This is a genomic window from Shewanella pealeana ATCC 700345 (assembly GCF_000018285.1).
In the GTDB taxonomy this organism is placed as follows: Bacteria; Pseudomonadota; Gammaproteobacteria; order Enterobacterales; family Shewanellaceae; genus Shewanella; species Shewanella pealeana.
Window position 1 is genome coordinate 2,941,809 of the sequence record NC_009901.1, and the last position, 18,799, is coordinate 2,960,607.

At 46.7% G+C, this 18,799-nt stretch carries 9 protein-coding genes; 8 read left to right on the forward strand and 1 reads right to left on the reverse strand.

The window, feature by feature from the left end; all coding sequences use genetic code 11:
* Positions 1-21: 21 nt before the first annotated feature.
* Entirely contained in the window at positions 22-1,044 is a 1,023-nt protein-coding gene (gene msrP, locus SPEA_RS12785; RefSeq protein WP_012155647.1) for a protein-methionine-sulfoxide reductase catalytic subunit MsrP, read from the reverse strand.
* A 214-nt stretch (positions 1,045-1,258) separates the two neighbouring features.
* Here msrP and rmuC point away from each other — a divergent pair, with 214 nt between their 5' ends.
* The 8 genes from rmuC (at position 1,259) to recD (ending at position 18,782) form a co-directional block, all read left to right on the forward strand.
* Positions 1,259-2,782, forward strand: coding sequence for a DNA recombination protein RmuC (gene rmuC, locus SPEA_RS12790; protein ID WP_012155648.1), 1,524 nt, complete (start codon positions 1,259-1,261; stop codon positions 2,780-2,782).
* A 27-nt stretch (positions 2,783-2,809) separates the two neighbouring features.
* Positions 2,810-4,741: a transglycosylase SLT domain-containing protein gene (locus tag SPEA_RS12795; RefSeq protein WP_012155649.1), complete on the forward strand. Its 1,932-nt coding sequence runs from the start codon at positions 2,810-2,812 to the stop codon at positions 4,739-4,741.
* A gap of 396 nt (positions 4,742-5,137) precedes the next feature.
* Positions 5,138-6,049: an AAA family ATPase gene (locus SPEA_RS12800; protein WP_012155650.1), complete on the forward strand. Its 912-nt coding sequence runs from the start codon at positions 5,138-5,140 to the stop codon at positions 6,047-6,049.
* 72 nt (positions 6,050-6,121) lie between these two features.
* Complete coding sequence (locus SPEA_RS12805; protein WP_012155651.1) at positions 6,122-7,138, forward strand: DUF58 domain-containing protein; 1,017 nt, start codon at positions 6,122-6,124, stop codon at positions 7,136-7,138.
* The gene (locus tag SPEA_RS12810) at positions 7,135-9,204 is read left to right on the forward strand and encodes a transglutaminase TgpA family protein (protein ID WP_012155652.1); all 2,070 of its coding nucleotides are present in this window, start codon (positions 7,135-7,137) and stop codon (positions 9,202-9,204) included. The genes SPEA_RS12805 and SPEA_RS12810 overlap by 4 nt, the downstream gene beginning before the upstream one ends.
* 59 nt (positions 9,205-9,263) lie before the next feature.
* On the forward strand, positions 9,264-13,073 hold the full coding sequence (gene recC, locus SPEA_RS12815; protein WP_012155653.1) for an exodeoxyribonuclease V subunit gamma: 3,810 nt from the start codon (positions 9,264-9,266) through the stop codon (positions 13,071-13,073).
* Between the two features lie 37 nt (positions 13,074-13,110).
* Positions 13,111-16,791 (forward strand): exodeoxyribonuclease V subunit beta, encoded by a 3,681-nt coding sequence (recB, locus tag SPEA_RS12820; RefSeq protein WP_049768006.1) that lies wholly within the window; start codon positions 13,111-13,113, stop codon positions 16,789-16,791.
* Positions 16,788-18,782: an exodeoxyribonuclease V subunit alpha gene (recD, locus tag SPEA_RS12825; RefSeq protein ID WP_012155655.1), complete on the forward strand. Its 1,995-nt coding sequence runs from the start codon at positions 16,788-16,790 to the stop codon at positions 18,780-18,782. The genes recB and recD overlap by 4 nt, the downstream gene beginning before the upstream one ends.
* Positions 18,783-18,799 lie beyond the last annotated feature (17 nt).

Consider the following 18,799-nt stretch of genomic DNA (forward strand, 5'->3'; position numbering starts at 1 on the left):
TTAAATACCAGTGTCACCACTTTAATAGAATCGTTTCAGATCTATGCCGCTATAGAGACTAGCAACTGACTCGCCATAGCCATTAAAAGGCAGTGTTGGGATCCTTTTGGCGGAAAATAATCCCCCCTGCGAGATTCTTCGCTCCGAAGCCTGAGACCACCTTGGATGATCCACCGAGGGGTTAACATTGGCAAAAAAACCATATTCATTTGGGGCAAGTTGATTCCAAGATGTGGCAGGCTGTTTATCGGTCAAGCGAATACGCACTACCGACTTAATACTCTTAAAACCGTACTTCCAAGGGACGACCAATCGAATAGGTGCGCCATTTTGCGGTGGCAATGTTTTGCCATATAGTCCAACCGACATGAAAGTTAAATCATTCATCGCTTCGGCTAAGGTTAACCCCTCTACATAAGGGTAATTGATCCCCCCTCCCACATATGGATTCTTCTGCCCCGGCATCTGCTCGGGATCGTACAAGGTTTCAAAAGCCACGTATTTTGCTCTGCTGTTTACCCCTACTTTTTTAAGCAGCGACGCCAGAGAGAAACCAACCCAAGGGATCACCATAGACCAAGCTTCTACGCAACGAAAATTATAGGTACGCTCCTCTAACGGAAACAGACTAAGCAAATCGTCATAATCCAGTGTCATCGGCGTATCGACTTCACCATCAATAATCAACTTCCAGGGATCGACTTTTAGCTCCTGAGCATTATCTTGGGGATCTGTCTTACTGGTGCCAAATTCAAAGAAGTTATTGTGAGAGATAATCTTCGATTCAGGGGTTAGCTCACCATAGAGTAAATGATCATACTCAGTTTGTTTTTCAAAGGGTAACGCCTTGGTGGCAAAAGCCGCTTTTTGCTTATCACTTGAGAATAGATCGAGTATTCCAGCATTAGCATGGGAAGACAGTAGCGCTCCGGCACCAACAAAGCCTAATTGTTTCAAGATTTGCCTACGGTCTTGATAGATCTCTTCAGGGGTGATATCGCCCTCTTTATATTTGTTCCATGCTACTGCTTTTCTTATATTCATTCGCTAACACCACCCTAGGCTGTGGACTAATCCATTTCACTTAACTAATCAGACCGACAAAACAATAAAAAGGTTTCACCCTTTTCCTATTACATCTCATTAACAGCTGCCTATGTCTGCAGCACTTACTTAACCAATCGCTTGGTTAAGCTTGCAGTGTCTAAACTGCCGTGACACCCTAAGGCTTCATTTATCATGTTAAGAGCCTTCTCACATGCCATTAGAGTTAGCCTTCTCCACCCCACAAATTGTCGTTATTGCCGCTATAGCCTTTCTATCAATGCTAATTGGCGCTCTATTTAATCAAAAAAAGACCCGTAGTCGATGGGAGCAAGCACGAAGCCAGCTAACCGAGGAGATGGAACAAACAAAGCTAGAACTTAATGAAGATATTCTTGAACTTAAAGAAACAATTCATCAAAAAGAATTAGTGATAGATCAATATCAAGACAAACTAGAGTTTCGTTTAGAGCAATTAGGCAAAGCCCAAGCCCAAGCCGAGCGCACCCTTGAGCTTGAACAGTCACTGGCGGATAACCAACGCAAACAGATGGAAACGCAACTGGCATTGTCAAAGTCTAACGCCATGCAACAAACGCTTACTGCCAGTTTCGAAGCCAAGCAACAAGCGCTCAATGACAAGATCCAGCTACTGGAAGATTCTGAGGTTCGCCTTAATGCCCAGTTTGAAAATTTAGCCACTAAAATTTTCGAATCAAGAAGTGAAAAACTGCAAACCCAGAATAATCAACAATTAGATAGTGTACTGGCCCCTTTCAAACAGCAACTTGAGGGTTTTAGAGCACAGGTTCAAGCTTCATACTCACATGAGCAGACACAGCGAAGTGCACTTAAACACCAACTCGACTCATTAACTGAACTTAATTTAAAGATGAGCCAAGATGCTGTTAACCTGACTAAGGCGCTCAAGGGTGACAACAAGCAGCAAGGTAACTGGGGTGAAGTCATTCTTGAACGAGTCTTGCAAGAAAGCGGCCTAAGAGAAGGTCACGAATACGATACTCAGACCGATCTCAAAAATGAAATAGGTAAGCGCTTTAAACCCGATGTAATTGTTCACCTACCAGAAAATAAAGATGTGGTTATCGACGCCAAGATGTCACTCGTGGCTTACGAGAGATACTTCAACAGCGACGATGAAGCCGTACGAGCCCAGGCGATTAAAGAACATATTATCTCGGTACGCGGTCATATTAAGGGCTTAAGCCAAAAAGATTACCAAAAGCTGCATGGTTTAAAGAGCTTAGATTACGTATTGATGTTTATCCCACTTGAGCCTGCGTTTCTTTTGGCACTCGAGCATGATCCTAGCCTGGTCAACTATGCTCTCGAGAGCAATATTATGCTCGTCAGCCCAACCAATTTATTGGTGGCTCTACGAACCATTAACAATATCTGGCGCTACGAATACCAAAATCAAAATGCGCAGTTAATTGCCAAGCAGGCCGGAAGGATCTACGACAAGTTATGCGGATATCTTGACGACATGGAAAAACTTGGTCGTGCAATTGAGTCGGCGGATAAAAACTTCAGCAACGCCATGAGTAAGTTATCGACGGGTAAAGGGAACGTCATCCGTCAAGCGCACCAGATGCAGCAACTTGGAGTAGAAACCAGTAAAAAAGTGGATGCCCAACTTCTAGATAAAGCGCTAAGCTTATCTGGTGATGATTTTCATCATGATGAATTGACTTTAGATACCGAAAAAATTTCTTAATAGGGACTTTTAGGAGGATAGTTACCAATGCACAAGCAGTTGAGTCGCATTTTAATCGGGGTAATCGCAGTATTTGCATCCTCCTCTGCTGTTGCTTCCTCGTTTACTCAAGAGCAGCAGCAATATTTAGACGCCAGAACCGCACTAAAGAAAAAGCAATTAGATCGTTACCAATCTCTTAGGGGTGAGCTGGATGATTATCCTCTCACCATCTACCTTGATTTTCATAACAATGTTAACGACATTGTAAATCTTCCCGCGAAACAGGCCAAACAAGCATTTGCTGTTTTTGAGGGCAGCCCGCTGTATAACACCGCTCGCTACCGCTACCTAAAGCGCAGTGGCAGTGAAAAACGCTGGAAGGACTTCCTAGCCGTCAGTCCAGACAAGCCAAATAATGTCGCCCTACAGTGTTACTTTTACCGTGCACAATTACAGCAAGGTAATCAACAACTCGCTTTTGATGGCGCCGAATCACTATGGCTTTATGGGCGTTCTCGACCAAAAGAGTGCGACCCGTTATTTAAAGAGTGGCAAAAAGCTGGCCTTCGGACCCAAGAGTTAATTTGGTCACGTATGCTACTCAGTTTCGAGCAGGGACAATATGGACTGCTCTCTTACCTTTCTCGCCAATTGACCAGCAATAAAGGCGATGCGAAACGATTACTCGCGGTGTATAAAGATCCCCGCAGTCTTCGTCATAAATCAAAATTCAGCGGCTCGGCAAAAATCAATGCCACGATTGTGGATCTGGGTTTAAGAAAATTAGCTAAGAAAGATTTAAAACGAGCAGTCAAACTGTTTGCCACTTATCAAAAGGCAGACCGTTTCAGTGATTACCAAGGAAGAAAACTCAGTCGCTACCTAGTCAGAAGAGCGCTGATTTATCAAGTACCCGAGTTGCAAAGCTATGTTGATACCATTTTGCCCCTGCTCGATAGCGATGACTTAGTCGAAATGCGTCTACGCTGGGCCCTGAGAGATAATGATCAAAAAAGTTTTAACCAATTCTTACCCCAGCTAAGCGAGCAAAAACAAAATACAGCCCGCTGGCAATACTGGCGAGCCTCTGTTTTGGCTGATGAAAATACTGACACAAGCCTACAGCAATCAAAAGCATTGTTTGAAAAGCTCAGTCACAAACGTAATTTTTATGGTTATCTAGCCGCGGCTAAACTTAAGCAGCCCTACAAGTTGCAGCACCAAGCGACGAAAAGCGATAAAGGCTTACAACCTAGTTTATTCACAGACAAAGGACTTGCCCGAGTACAGGAATTACTCGCTATCGACAAACAATCGGATGCCAGAGCCGAATGGGTGATGTTGCTTAATCGGCACAATAAGCAGATGCAAAAAGAGTATGCGGTCTATGCCGTTGAGCAAAAGTGGCACAGTTTAGGGGTTCAGGCCAGCATACAAGCTCAGCTTTGGAACGACATGGATATGCGTTTTCCTTATGCTGCACAAGAGTCTTTTAGTCGAGCCAGTAAGAAGTACGCCGTGGATATCGATGAGATCCGCGCTATTTCTCGCCGAGAAAGTGCCTACTACCCCAATGCAACATCGGGAGTCGGAGCTAGAGGGTATATGCAGTTAATGCCAGCGACGGCAAAACAAACAGCCAAGAAAGCCAAACTGCCTTATAAAGGCACTAAAAGCCTATACGATGCCAAGCTCAATATCGCTTTAGGCAGCGCCTATTACGGTGGTTTACTCAAGCAATTTGATCATAATCGAGTTCTGGCTACCGCTTCTTATAATGCCGGGCCTCATCGTATAAATCGCTGGTTAAAAAGAACTGACGGTAAACTCGATGTGGTGAGTTTTATCGAGTCAATTCCCTACCGAGAAACAAGGGAATACGTGCAAGCGGTATTGAGCTATCGAGTTATTTACCAAGTTAAACAAGGAAAAGCACCTGAGCTACTCTCAGAGCAAGAGTTAGAATTTAACTATTAACCTCATAAGTTCAGCGAGCCATAACGACTGCCCCAATCGTTCTGGCTCGTAGTGACAATAGCCATACATTTGGTCGTACTGATGCGAAGTTATCAGATAGTTTCATCAATCTGCTTATTAAAGAGCAGATAGACGTAGCCCTAGATGATGTGGATGCGCCCCACTCCATGCTCTCAATTGAATTGATGAGCAAGATTAATGTCGATTTAGTACAAGGGAATTTATTTCGACCTCAGTTCATCCACATCCCCGGTCAAACAAGTGTAGACACACTACTGCAAACACAACTATTAGCTTAATAGCACTGGAAAGTGGGCTGAATTTCCACCATAGTAGGAAACAGAACGGATTTGTCTGCCCTTAAAAAATATCAACATTGTTTGCACAAGGAACTCTATGCACAATGACAATATTAACGCTGTTTTGCAGCAACTCGACACAGTACTACTCGGTAAGCCTCACCAAATTAAGCTAGCGCTGACCTGTATTTTAGCTAAGGGGCACCTGCTTATTGAAGATCTTCCCGGTATGGGGAAGACCAGTCTCTCTCAAGGTTTGGCGCAAACCTTAGGCCTGAGTTACCAAAGGATCCAGTTTACTAGCGACATGCTGCCAGCCGATATTCTTGGCGTTTCCATTTTCGATAAAGAACAGTCTCAATTTACATTTCATCCGGGTCCGATTTTTAGGCAGATGATCCTCGCCGATGAGATCAATCGTGCCAGCCCTAAGACCCAGAGTGCGTTACTAGAAGCGATGGCAGAGCAACAGATCACCGTAGATGGTAAGACCCTCCCATTACCGCAACCCTTTTTTGTCATCGCGACTCAAAATCCCTGTGAACAATCGGGCACATTTCCACTTCCAGAATCACAGCTTGACCGATTTATGATGCGGATAGCCATCGGCTACCCAGCGCCCAAGGCTGAACTGGCAATGTTAAAGGGGCAAGATAGCACTTCAAGTGAACGAGTCTTACCTCAATGCCTAACCCAGTTAACCTTGCAAGAGTTACAGACACTGACTCAAGAAGTCAGCGCGTCAGACTCTCTGCTGCAATATATTCTCGCCTTAGTTAACGCCTCTAGAGCTGAGTCTCAAGGCTCAGGACTCTCTCCAAGAGCCAGCAAGGCAATACTGCAAGCCGCGAAAGCTTGGGCGATGATCCATGGGAGAAAATATCTAGTCCCAGAAGACGTTCAAGCGATATTTCCCCATGTAGCAGAGCACAGAATTAGACAATTTTCTCATCAGCAAGGTGAGGCGCTATCGGCTAAAATTCTCAATAAAGTCAACCCAATACTTTAGTTATCCAGGCTAAACGTTTCTAGGCTGGGCCCCTTAAGCTGATTTAAACCAGCACTAGAGTGACAGGAGATTATGCAAAACCAGACTAAGATAAAAACCAAGCTCAACCGACAGTGGCAAACTTGGATCTCACGCCGATTACCCGCAAGAGAGCAGATAACCCTCAGTCACAAGAGTATTTTCATTTTACCAACAGGCTTTGGTCTGGCTTGGCTCGTCCTGCTGGTTGTATTGTTTTTGTTTGGCACCAACTACCAAAATAATCTGGTCATGGGGTTAAGCTTCTTGCTGTTAAGCATTTTCAACACCTGCATCATCTATAGCTATAAAAATCTCGCCGGATTAAGCCTCTCTAGCAGTAAAGCAAATAATACTGTTGCAGGCCAAGCTATCTATTTCCCGATCAATCTATCTTGTCCGAATCGAGCCTACGAAGTTCAGCTTAACTTTCAAAATCAACCTCTAGAAGTCGTCAAAAAAGTAAGCGAACACCAGACACAAGCATTGGTCACCTATAACAAAGCCCATCGCGGCATCAATCATCCAGGCCGAGTAAAAATCGAAACACGCTATCCTCTAGGGCTTTTTCGGGCTTGGTCACATATCGACCTCGCGCAGGCCCAGCTAGTCTATGCCGAGCCAGTTATCGACCCTAACCCAGTTTATTTAAATTCAGACCATACAAGCGAGCAGCAAGATACGGGTAAATATGTGGCAGGAATTGATGAGTATAAAGGTTTACGAGAATACGTTCTTGGCGAGTCATTAAAGCAGGTTGCCTGGAAACAATGGGCGCAGGGACGAGGCATGTTGACCAAAGAGTTCGAAGAGCCCCAAGGGGCACCTATGTGGTTATCATTAGATCCTAAGTCCAATGATATCGAACTGGCCTTGAGCCATCTTGCCTGGCATACCGAGCAACTAAGTGCTAAGAGACAAGTTTTTGGTTTAAAGATTGGTGGGAGTACTATCCACCCCTCTCATGGCGAGCACCACAGAAACAAGGTCCAGACGCAACTCGCCTTATATCCGAGTTCAAGCCCACACCCAAATCCAAGCCCAAAGTATGCCCCTAAGGCTGGCCTATGACACAGAAAGAGCGCCAGAGTATTTCCCGCCATACCTTGATGTGGCTACTACTTGCCAATATTGCCATTTTATCTCCGCTCTATGAGCAGGTCACGCTGTGGTCACTGGCAATTTGCACTATCTGCATCTTCTGGCGAATTGGCATCTATCTAGGCAGAGTCGCTAAACCGCCTAAATGGCTGGTGACTAGCTTAGCCTTTGCCGCGGCCGCAACTCTGGCAATGGTGGCTGGCCAAATTGGCGTGCTTACCGCCATGGTCAACCTGCTTATTTTAGGTTATGCACTCAAATACATAGAGATGCGGAATCGCCGAGATGTACGCGCCGTCGTGTTAGCGGGGTATTTTCTAATTGCGTTTACCTTTATTCACCAGCAAAGCCTGCTCTCTAGCCTACATCTCGTGATTGTTACCATGATTAATACCTGCGTGTTGATCAGCCTCTATCACGATGAAGGTAACTTCAAATACGCGGCAAAGTTAGGCGGTAAAATCATCCTACAAAGTATCCCCTTGGCAGTTATCTTATTTCTTGTTTTACCCCGACTGCCTCCGCTGTGGATGGTGCCCCCACAAAATGGCGCCCAAACAGGGCTTTCAGATAAAGTGAGCTTTGGTGATATTGGCCAGTTAACCCGCTCCAGTGCTTTAGCTTTTAGAGCTACTTTTACTGGTAATGCACCAAGTAACGACAAACTTTATTGGCGCGCCATTGTACTAGAAGACTATAACGGCAAAGATTGGACTCAAAACCCAAGTATTATCGAGGCGCAGTCATCGCCTAATAGAACCAGTCCGAGTAACAGGCCTTTTTCAAGTAACGAGCGGACTCGAGTCCAAGCAAATGTATCGACAATCGATTACCAAATAATCGCCGAGCAGAGCGCCCAGCACTGGCTATTTGGTTTAGATGTCGCAACCAGCCAAGATCGCGGCATAAAACGCCTAGCCGATTACAGCCTCTATGCCACTCGCCCCATAGATCAGAGACGCCTATATCAAGTCACCAGCTTTAACGAATCGATAATGGACAGCCAGCTCAGTGACAGCAGTAAAACAGTTAACCTCACGCTACCAACAGGGAGTAACCCAAAAACCCAAGCCTTGGCGGCGCAGTTTGCCACTCACTATCCCTCTGCTGAGCAAAGGCTTAACGCCATGATGCAGTACTTCGCTCAGCAGCCCTATTATTACACCTTACAACCTCCTAGAGTCGGTAAACAGCAAATCGATGATTTCCTGATTGAGAATAAGGCGGGATTTTGCGTTCATTACGCCAGTGCATTCGCCTTTATGGCGCGCGCAACGGGGATCCCTGCTCGGCTCGTCACGGGTTATCAAGGGGCGGAGTTCAATCCAAGTGCTGGGTATTACAGTATCTACCAATATATGGCTCACGCCTGGGTTGAAGCATGGCTGCCAAATCGAGGCTGGGTACGCTTCGATCCCACCGCAATGATCGCGCCGGAACGGGTCGAGCAAGGATTCGATGCGTTTTTTGACCCAGAATCCACCTACCTGATGGACAATCCTTTTAGTGCGCTTGCCTATCGTGATAACCCCTTTATAAACCAGATGCGAATGCAACTTGCCAGCGTCGACTATTTTTGGAGTGTTTGGGTTCTCGGCTTCAATGATCAAAAGCAACAAAGAGTATTGGAGGAGATCTTAGGCGAAGTGACCCAAACTAAACTCACCATATTTATCCTTATTAGCCTTTGTGTCATAGGCTTGGCCATCGCCTATAGCGCAGGGCTGGTGCAGTTTCACCGTTCAAGTGATAAGCACCTTAATGCCTATTACTCTGTGTGCAAAATGCTACGTCAAAGAGGGCTTGCTAGAGCCCACCACGAAGGCCCACTCGATTACAATCAGCGGGTGGCAGCGGCCTTTCCTGACATAGCCGAAGACTTTAACAAGTTAACCCACTACTTCATCACCATTCAGTATCAAAACCTCAGTAAGCGCAGCCATAAAAGCTTCTCTCGATTACTTATCAAGCAATCGAGATGGCTAAAAATCAATATCGTTAAACAGAGATTGGCACTTAATAAAACAAACACATAGAATGGTTTAATCTGGCAGCCTCCCTGCCCATTCGACTGCATCGTTGTTAAAGGACCGCCATGCTATATCTAGTGCAATCAAACCAAATGGAAGCGTTATCTAAGCTTTTAGCTAATGAATTACGCACGCCATTGCCTAACAGCCCATTATTAATGCCAGAGCATATTTTGGTGCAGAGTCCGGGCATGTCTACCTGGTTAAGATTAGAGATAGCAAGACAAAATAACATCGCTGCCGGCCTTGAGTTTCCACTGCCATCAAGTTTCATCTGGCAGTTGTGTCATACCCTATTAGAAGATGTGCCTAAAGAGAACGCCTTCACTAAGGCGGCAATGACTTGGAAGCTGATGGAGCTGCTGCCCACACTTATCGACGATGAAGATTTTGCCCCACTGGCAAATTACCTCAACAATGGTAACGCTAGCCAAGAAAGTGTTGTCAAACCCGCTGACTCTGACGATACCCTAGCTGACTCGTTCTCATTAAGTGGTGATAGCGAAGAGACACAAGAGAGTGAAGACCAAGGTGAGAGCGAGCAAAATCCACTTAAGCTATATCAGCTCTGTGGCCAAATTGCCGATATTTTCGACCAATATCTTGTGTACCGCCCTGATTGGATCAGCGCCTGGGAGGCGAACGAGCCTACCTTGCCGCCTAAAGGCGATAAGCTTAGCCCTGCTCAAGCCTGGCAGCCCATTCTCTGGCGCGCGCTCATCGATTTTAATGCCAACACCTTAGGAAAAAGTCGCTATCACCGCGCTAACTTACACCAAGCACTGTTTGATGCTCTCGATGATCCTAATACTAGCCTAGAGGCGCTACCTAGGCGCTTATTCGTGTTTGGGATCTCCTCAATGGCGCCACAAACACTCGATGTCTTGCATTATTTAGCCAAGCGCATCGACGTGATAATGCTCAATTTGAGTCCCTGTCAGCACTATTGGGGGGATATTGTCGATCCGCGTCTGCGCGCACGTATGGCGCTGCAATACGCCGATAAACACAAATTGGAAGTAGAATGGGAAGATAAACTTGAAGTGGGTAACCCACTGCTTGCCAACAATGGCAAGATGGGCCGTGAGCTGCTCGACTTGCTGTTAGAGCTGCCCGAGGAGCATACCGCATTCGATCTTGATTACTATCAAGCGCCTAGTACCCAAACCATGCTAAATGGTGTGCAATATGACATCTTAGAGCTGACCACACGAGGCCAGAGTCTAGGGCCCGATGCCGCGCTGTACTTAAGCTTAGATGGAAGACGAGTCATTACTGATTCCGATGACTCGATCACGGTTCGCAGCTGTCACAGCCCGCTACGTGAAGTTGAAACCCTACACGACCATCTGCTAGAGATGTTATCTCGTCCTCTCACAGATGAACAACTTGCAAATGGTGAAACACCGCTGGCGCCAAAAGATATCGTGATCATGATGCCTGATGTCGCGGCTTATGCTCCCTATATTGACGCGGTCTTTGGCGCAAAACAGGGCGGTCACTATATTCCCTATGCGATTGCCGATCGCGGCGCCGCTCAAGAATCGCCGCTTATCGCCAGTTTTCTACACCTATTAAAAATCAATCAGAGCCGCTTTGGCCTGACTGATATTATCAGCATTTTAGAGGTCCCAGCGGTGCTTCGCCGTTTCGAACTCGACGATGAGAGTCTCGCGGTAATAAAGCGCTGGTTAGATCAAGCCGGAGTTCGCTGGGGACGAGATGAGACCAGCCGCACTGAGTTTCAACTGCCCGCATTTGAACAAAACTCTTGGGCCTTTGGTATTAAACGCTTAATTTTAGGCTATAGCTTTAGCGATGACGCGCCACTTTATCAAGAGCGATTATCGGTGAATGGCGTAGAGGGACAAACGGCGCAGGCATTAGGTAAATTGCTCGACTTTATCGAAGCACTCGATCACGTGCATCACTCACTCGCTCAAGTCTGCAGCTTAAGTGAGCGCATGACGCAGCTCGAAGCTATCCTCGAAGATTTTTATGAAGTCGACGATGACGAGATTGTCCAGCGACAAGAGATCCGTGAGGCCATCGTTAAACTCAACGAGGAGCTTACCGAAGCAGGCCACACTACGCCTCTAACCATAGAGGTGATCCAGAATTGGTTTAACAGCCGCTTATCAGAATCTCGAGTAGGCCAGCGTTATCTTGCCGGTAGTGTTAACTTCTGCACCTTGATGCCTATGCGCTCTATTCCTTTTAAACTTGTGTGTTTATTAGGTATGAACGATGGCGTATATCCACGTGTTCAGCATCCCGTTGGCTTCGATCTTGTGGCGCAAATGGGGCCGAGAAAAGGTGACCGCTCGCGTCGATTAGACGACCGATATCTGTTTCTTGAGGCTATCCTATCGGCTCGCGAGCAGCTCTACATCAGCTATATCGGTAATAGTGAACGCGATGACTCAGAGCGGATCCCATCTATGTTGGTATCTGAGCTTATTGAGTATTGTCAGTTGGTTTATCTACCACATGATCTTGAACAACAAGCAAGCACTCATGAGCTTGAGGCCGATGGCAACGCATCACAGCAACTTATCGAAAAGATAGAGAAAGGCGTAGCAAAGCACCTGATCCGCAAGCAGCCTCTACAACCCTTTGATCCGCGACTTTATAGCGCACAAAACAGCCTAAAGAGCCAAGATAGTGCCGCTCCTAAACTACAACAAAGCTACTCCGCTCAGTGGTGTCCGCAGGGCGCTCAGTCAAGCGATACCTTTACGGCATTTCGCAACAGCTATAACGGCTTTATCGGCCACAACGCTCAACTACTGCCTTTCAGTGAAAAGGCACATGCTGAAACAATAGACGGCATAGAAACCGAAGAGCTGGAACTATCGGCACTGATCCGTTTCTTTAGAAACCCTGCACAATACTTTTTTAATCGAAGTTTAAAGGTTGATCTGGGACTGGATATTCAGGCAGATGATAATGACGAGCCCTTCAGCCTCAATGCACTAGAGCGCTATAAGCTACAGGCAACACTGCTAGATAACGCTATCGGCAACGGTGAAGAGCGACCAGAACAAGCGCTACTTGAGCGATTAAAGGCGCAAGGTAACTTACCATTAAAGCCCTTTGACGACCTGATTTTAAATCAGTATCTACATGATATTAAGCCGCTTATCGGCCGCTGTTTATACCTAAAAGGCGAAGCTTCTCATTCGGTTGACATCGACCTGTTATTCGATGAAACAGATGTTGACCTTGATGATAACAGTAATAACGAACTTGATAATCGTTTAGCCCTGAACCTTGTTGGCCGTATCGATGACTTAAGTGCAAAAGGCTTGGTTAACTACCGCCCCGGCACCGCCAATGGCCGGGATTTAATTCGTGTCTATTTACGTCACCTTTGTCTATGCGCCATGGGAAGCCGCACCCAAGTTCAGGCGCAAAGTGACTCAGTCGTAGCAAACACCAACATGGTCAGTTATCTGCTCGATATTGGCCATTTCCATGCCTATGCGCCAATCACGCCTAAGCAAGCAAAGACTCAGCTAAAGCAATGGATCAGCTGCTTTAAACTCGGTCAAGTGCAGCCATTAATGTTTATGCCGCGTACCGCTATGGCCTATGTGGAAGCAGAAGGAAGTCACAGACAGAAACTTCTCGAGGCGCAATCACAATGGCTCGATGAACAGAGTCAATTAGGTGAAGGCTTAGAGCCCCACTTTCAGCGTCTATACCGTTTCCCTGAAGACTTTAGTGAGCAAACCTTCGCTAAAACGGCAACCCGTTTACTTGAGCCACTTTTAAGCTTGTATCATAAAGACAAACTCAGTGAGTTGGCCAGCTTCGTCGAGGCCGGTCTAGATACAGTGGATCTAACTGATGCACTAGGCGAGGCTAACTGAAATGAGTGACGAAAACCGTGAGAACCAAACAGTAAATATGACAACTTCAGCCAGTAGCCAGTTAAGTGCCAATATCGTCACCGAAGCGTTAGATACCCTAACCCTTCCCTTTGGCGGTAGCCGTTTAATCGAGGCCAGCGCCGGTACAGGTAAAACCTTTACCATTGCCGGACTCTATGTGCGCTTACTACTCGGTCATGGTATTGAAGCGCCGCTCACCTGCGAGCAAATTTTGGTGGTGACCTTTACCAACGCCGCAACGGGTGAACTTAGAGACCGTATTCGTAAGAAAATTCAGCTGGCGTATCGCTGTTTTATCGGCCTTGAAGTGGACGATGAACTGATTAACTCTCTCTATCAAGCCACGCCTGAAGCAAGCCTGCCTATCGCCCGTAAACGTCTAGACTTGGCGTTAAAATCCCTCGATGAGGCGGCTATTTTCACTATTCACGGTTTTTGTCAGCGCATACTGGCGGATATGGCGTTCGAGTCATCCTTGCTATTTGAGTCAGAGTTTACCCTAGATGATAGCGAGTTCCTGCACCATGCGGTACGGGATTTCTGGCGCGAGAGATGCTACCCGTTAACAGGCTGCTTAGCCGATGCGATTATCAGTAAATTTAGCGATCCCGATACCCTTTCTCGTCAGCTCAGGCCGCTTCTTGGTGCCAGCAGCGCTGTCGCCAGTCCAAAACCTCAAGCCTTTGAAAAACTTGAGGCTGAACTAAGCCAGAGTCTAAGCCGCTTTAAACTTATCTGGCCTAGAGAGCGCGAACAAACCGAAACCTTGTTACACGCCTTGCCGCTCAACGGCGCACGTTTTGGCAAGAAAGCTGACGGCTACCCGAAACTGGCTAAGATGCTCGATGATCTCGATAACTGGGTCGCCTTCGGTCAGGCTCTGCCACCAGCAAAAGTACTTGAAGCCCTATCGCTTAACGAGCTTAAGTTAAATAAAGGCGGTGAAGTGCCCACGGCGCAGCAAGCGCCTATGCTGGATCATATCGAAAGACTGGCACAACTTATCGCAAACCTTATTCCGAGCTTTCTGTATTGTGCAAGAGATGGCATCGCCTCACGTTTTGCCAAGCAAAAGCTTGAGCGTAACCTGCTGACCCCAGATGATCTGCTGCTAACACTGGCTAAAGCACTTAACGTCAGCCAAGATAATCGCTTAGCCAGCAGTATCGCCCAACGCTTTCCGGTGGCGTTAATTGACGAGTTCCAAGATACTGACCCATTGCAGTTTGAGATCTTTAACGCTATCTATCAAAGCAGTGGCTCTAAAAGTACAGCAGCTAATGGTGATAAAACGCCAAACGACAAACTCAGCCTGCTAATGATTGGCGATCCCAAACAGGCGATCTACGCCTTTCGCGGCGCCGACATTCATACTTATATTCAGGCTCGCGCCCAAACGGCTAAACACTATAACCTAGATACCAACTATCGCTCTAACAGGCAGATGGTGGATGCGGTCAACGGGATCTTCAACCACAGAGACGATCCCTTTATCAGCCAATCTATCCCCTTCGAGCCAGTAAAAGCATCAAGCTTTGCTGACAAGAAAGTGCTTAATGAAAGAGCAGCAGACAGCAGCGCTCTCAGGTTAAGGCTATTAAGTGAAGAAGCTGAAAAAGGGCTCAATAAGACCACGGCCAGACAGTTAATCGCCGATGATGTGGCCGATGAAATTGCGAGGCTGTTAATTGATGCACAGCAAAATCTTTGTGCGATTGGCACCAAGCCACTTAGAGCCAAAGATATTGCAATCTTGGTCAGAGACAGACACGAAGCCAATGTGGTCCGAGCTGCATTAAGTGAGCGTCAAATTGGCTCGGTATTCTTAAGCCGAGATAGCGTATTTAACACTTTAGAAGCCAGAGAGCTTGCGCTAGTGCTGTATGCGATGGCCGATCCTAAAGATGAGCGCGCATTAAGAAGTGCTCTAGCCACCTCATTGCTCGGTTATAGCGCCGAGGCGATCCATAGCTTTAACCAAGATGAAGATAAGCGTCAGACACTGCTCGAACAATTTGCGCAGCTACATCAAGTTTGGTTAAAGCGCGGGATAATGCCTGCGCTACTGACACTTGCTAGCCAAACACAGATCATCGAGCGTTTGCTTAGTGGTGAAGAGGGAGATAGACGCTTAACTGACTTTAGACACCTAGGTGAGCTATTGCAGCAAAAAGCCACCGAGCTCGATGGTAGCAGCGCGCTTATCAACTGGTATGAGCAAGCGCTTATTGAAAACCTGCCAAATGAAGAGGCGCAGCTGCGTTTAGAGAGCGAGCAAAACCTTGTCCAAGTAGTCACGATTCATAAGAGTAAGGGACTCGAATACCCTATCTGTTTTGTGCCCTTTGTCAGCCTGAGCCGCGATAACCGTAAAAGACCTGCCCCCATGCTTTACCATGATGACAATCAGCTTATCTGGGATATTGAACAGACAGATGAAGGCTGGGATCGACAAAAGCGTGAAACCTTGGCCGAAGATCTGCGCCTACTCTATGTTGCGCTGACAAGACCCGTGCTTAAGTGTTATCTGTATATCGCCAATCATAGCCGATTTACTAAAAAGTCGGGTATGAGCAGTCAATTACATGAAACCGCCATAGGTTATCTGTTGGGCGTTGAAGATAAGGCCTGCGATTATGACCGACTACTCGCCCAAGCCCAATTACTGCAACAAAAGGATCCTCAGGCCATCAGCCTGTCAGAGCTACCTGCGGCGGGTTCAGATGAATACAGTGACACAACACTAGTCGTGCTAGAAAAAGAGGACACCACTGAACAGCAGCTTGCGCCTAAAATACTAAACAGGCCTATGTTAACGCCGTGGCGTGTAGGCAGTTACTCAGGCCTCGTAAAACATTTAGCCCATGAAAAAGTGCTACCGGGTATGGATGATGAGCAGTTCCCTGAGCTCGATGTGATCCAAGATGAAGTGGATAGCTCGCCATCACGCTTTACCTTTGAGCGCGGCGCTAACGCCGGTAGCTTTATGCACTTAGTGCTGGAGCTGATTGATTTTACCCAAGCCGAAACAGATCTTGAGCAGCAACTGCCTATCGCCATGGCAAAATACGGTATAGACGAGAGCTGGACTGAGGTACTTAAAGATTGGTATCTGGATCTGCTTTATGCGCCGTTAGCCAGTGATAACTCCTTAATGCTGGCCCAGCTGACTGCGGGGCAAAAGTTGGTTGAGATGGAGTTTTACTTGCCAATCAACGCCCTTAGTTGCGACAAACTCAATAGCCTCTTAACTGAATTTGGTTACAGTGCAGGCCTTAGTTTTGACGAATTGCAGGGTATGTTAAAAGGTTTTGTGGATTTAACCTTTGAACATAATAATCAGTTTTTTATTGCCGATTATAAGTCGAATCACTTGGGCGATGACTTGAGTCAATATCATTATGCCAATATGCAACACGCCATTCGCAGCCACAGGTACGATCTGCAATACATCATCTATACCCTTGCTCTGCACCGATATCTGGCGCTTAGAATGGCGAACTATGATTACGATCTGCATATCGGTGGCAGCTTTTACCTCTTCTTACGGGGCATGTCGACAAGCAGTCCACAATCCGGCGTCTTTTATGATAAGCCGCCTAAGTTACTAATTGAGAAGCTCGATGCCTTATTCGGGAACCAGATGACAGCACAAAGTATTGAACAGTCAAATAACGCTCAAGTGGAGGTCAAATGATCACCACCACTAAGCCGATTAACGATTTACTCAAAGAGTGGCAAGAGCAGCGGCTTCTCACCTCGCTCGACCGGCACTTTGCCCTGCAATTAGCCCAGCTTCATCAAGAAACTGCGCCGTTATTCACGCTTATTTGTTCCTTAGTGAGTCAGTATCTCTCAAGCCAGCATACCTGTCTGCCGCTAAAACAGATTGATACCAGCAATCCATTTAAAGAGCAGATCAGCCAATGCCAAATCAATATCAACATTGATGAGCTTGAACAAACGTTGTTGCAGTTTGACGCCATTGGCACTGCCGATGACGCCGAGCTTAAACCTTTGATAATCGATAAAGGTAACCTGTATCTTCAGCGTTATTTTAGCTACGAGACGCAGGTTGCCGAACATCTGAATCGACTCTCTTTTGCGCCAGTTGACTCTAGTCTTAATGATGACACTGAACTGGCGAGCGCCAGTGAACTATTAAATCAGTTATTTCCAGCCAATGAGCAGCAATATGACTGGCAAAAGATCGCCACCGCCACTGCTATGACAAAAAAGCTAGCCGTTATTACAGGCGGCCCTGGTACGGGTAAAACCACAACCGTTACTAAGCTGCTGTATTTATTATGCTCAAGGCAGGAGATGACGATTAGGCTAGTCGCCCCAACGGGTAAGGCTGCGGCGCGCCTTAGTGAGTCGATTAAAGCGTCAAAGCTTAGACTTGCCAGTGAGATGAGCCAAATTGGCACTGCAGATCTCGAAAAAAACATCGCTAAAATCCCAGAAGAAGCGGCCACCCTACACCGCTTACTTGGGGTGATCCCAAATTCACACCAATTTAGGCATCATAAAGACAACCCACTCAGGCTGGATCTGTTAGTGATAGATGAAGCCTCCATGGTTGATTTACCTATGATGCACAAGGTGCTATCGGCTCTGCCTGAGCATGCTAAATTAATTCTACTTGGCGACCAAGATCAGCTCGCCTCAGTTGAAGCGGGCGCGGTGCTTGCCGATATCTGTGCTGGTTTAAAACAAGTTAATAAGAAAACAAAGCAGAGTCGCTGGCAGATGCATTACTCACCAGCGCAAGTTGAGCTACTGAGCCAGTTAACCAGCACCTCCTTAGCGGAGTTTGCCAGCGCAAATCCAAAAATCGGTGATAGCTTATGCATGCTGATGCACAGCCACCGCTTTCAGGGGGATGCCGGTATTGGTCAATTGGCAACGGCGGTCAATCACTCTAACTTACCTCGTATCGCCGAGGTTTGGCAGACAGGCTATCAAGAATTATGCTGGATAGAACATGCTATCGCTAATACTGCCCACGGCAGCAGTTCGCAAGTAAATAGCTCATCAGCTAATAAAGGGCTTGAAGCGCTACTTGTTCAGACCATTGAGCAATATGGCGTGTACCTAGCGGCCATCTCACAAGGGGACGTCGATGCAGACAAGATCATCGACAGCTTTAATCAATACCGTATTTTATGTGCCATGCGCGCCGGAGAATATGGCGTCGAGGGAATAAACCAGAGTGTCACTACAGCACTAGCCGCTAAGGGACTCATCCATCCGGAGCAAGAGTTTTATGCTGGCCGCCCTATCATCATTCAGAGCAATGATTACAACCTAGGCTTATTTAACGGTGATATCGGCTTGATTTTACCCGATAGCAGTAGCCAAACAGGTCGTTTAATGGCGCACTTTATTCAGGCCGACGGCAGCTTACTTAAGGTGCTACCAGCGCGATTACCGAGCCATGAGACCTGTTATGCCATGACTGTACATAAGAGCCAAGGTAGTGAGTTTAACCATGTATCCTTGGTGCTACCGATAAAACCAAGTATCGCACAGCAACAGCTCTTAACTAAAGAGTTAGTCTATACCGCCATCACTCGCGCAAAGCATCACTTTACCTGCCTTGGCAGCCAGAGAGTGTTTGAGCAAGCCAGTCGCTGTCTAACCCAGCGAGCCTCGGGCTTGGCGCAACGTTTATGGCGCGATTAACTTTTTGAGGTTTGTCT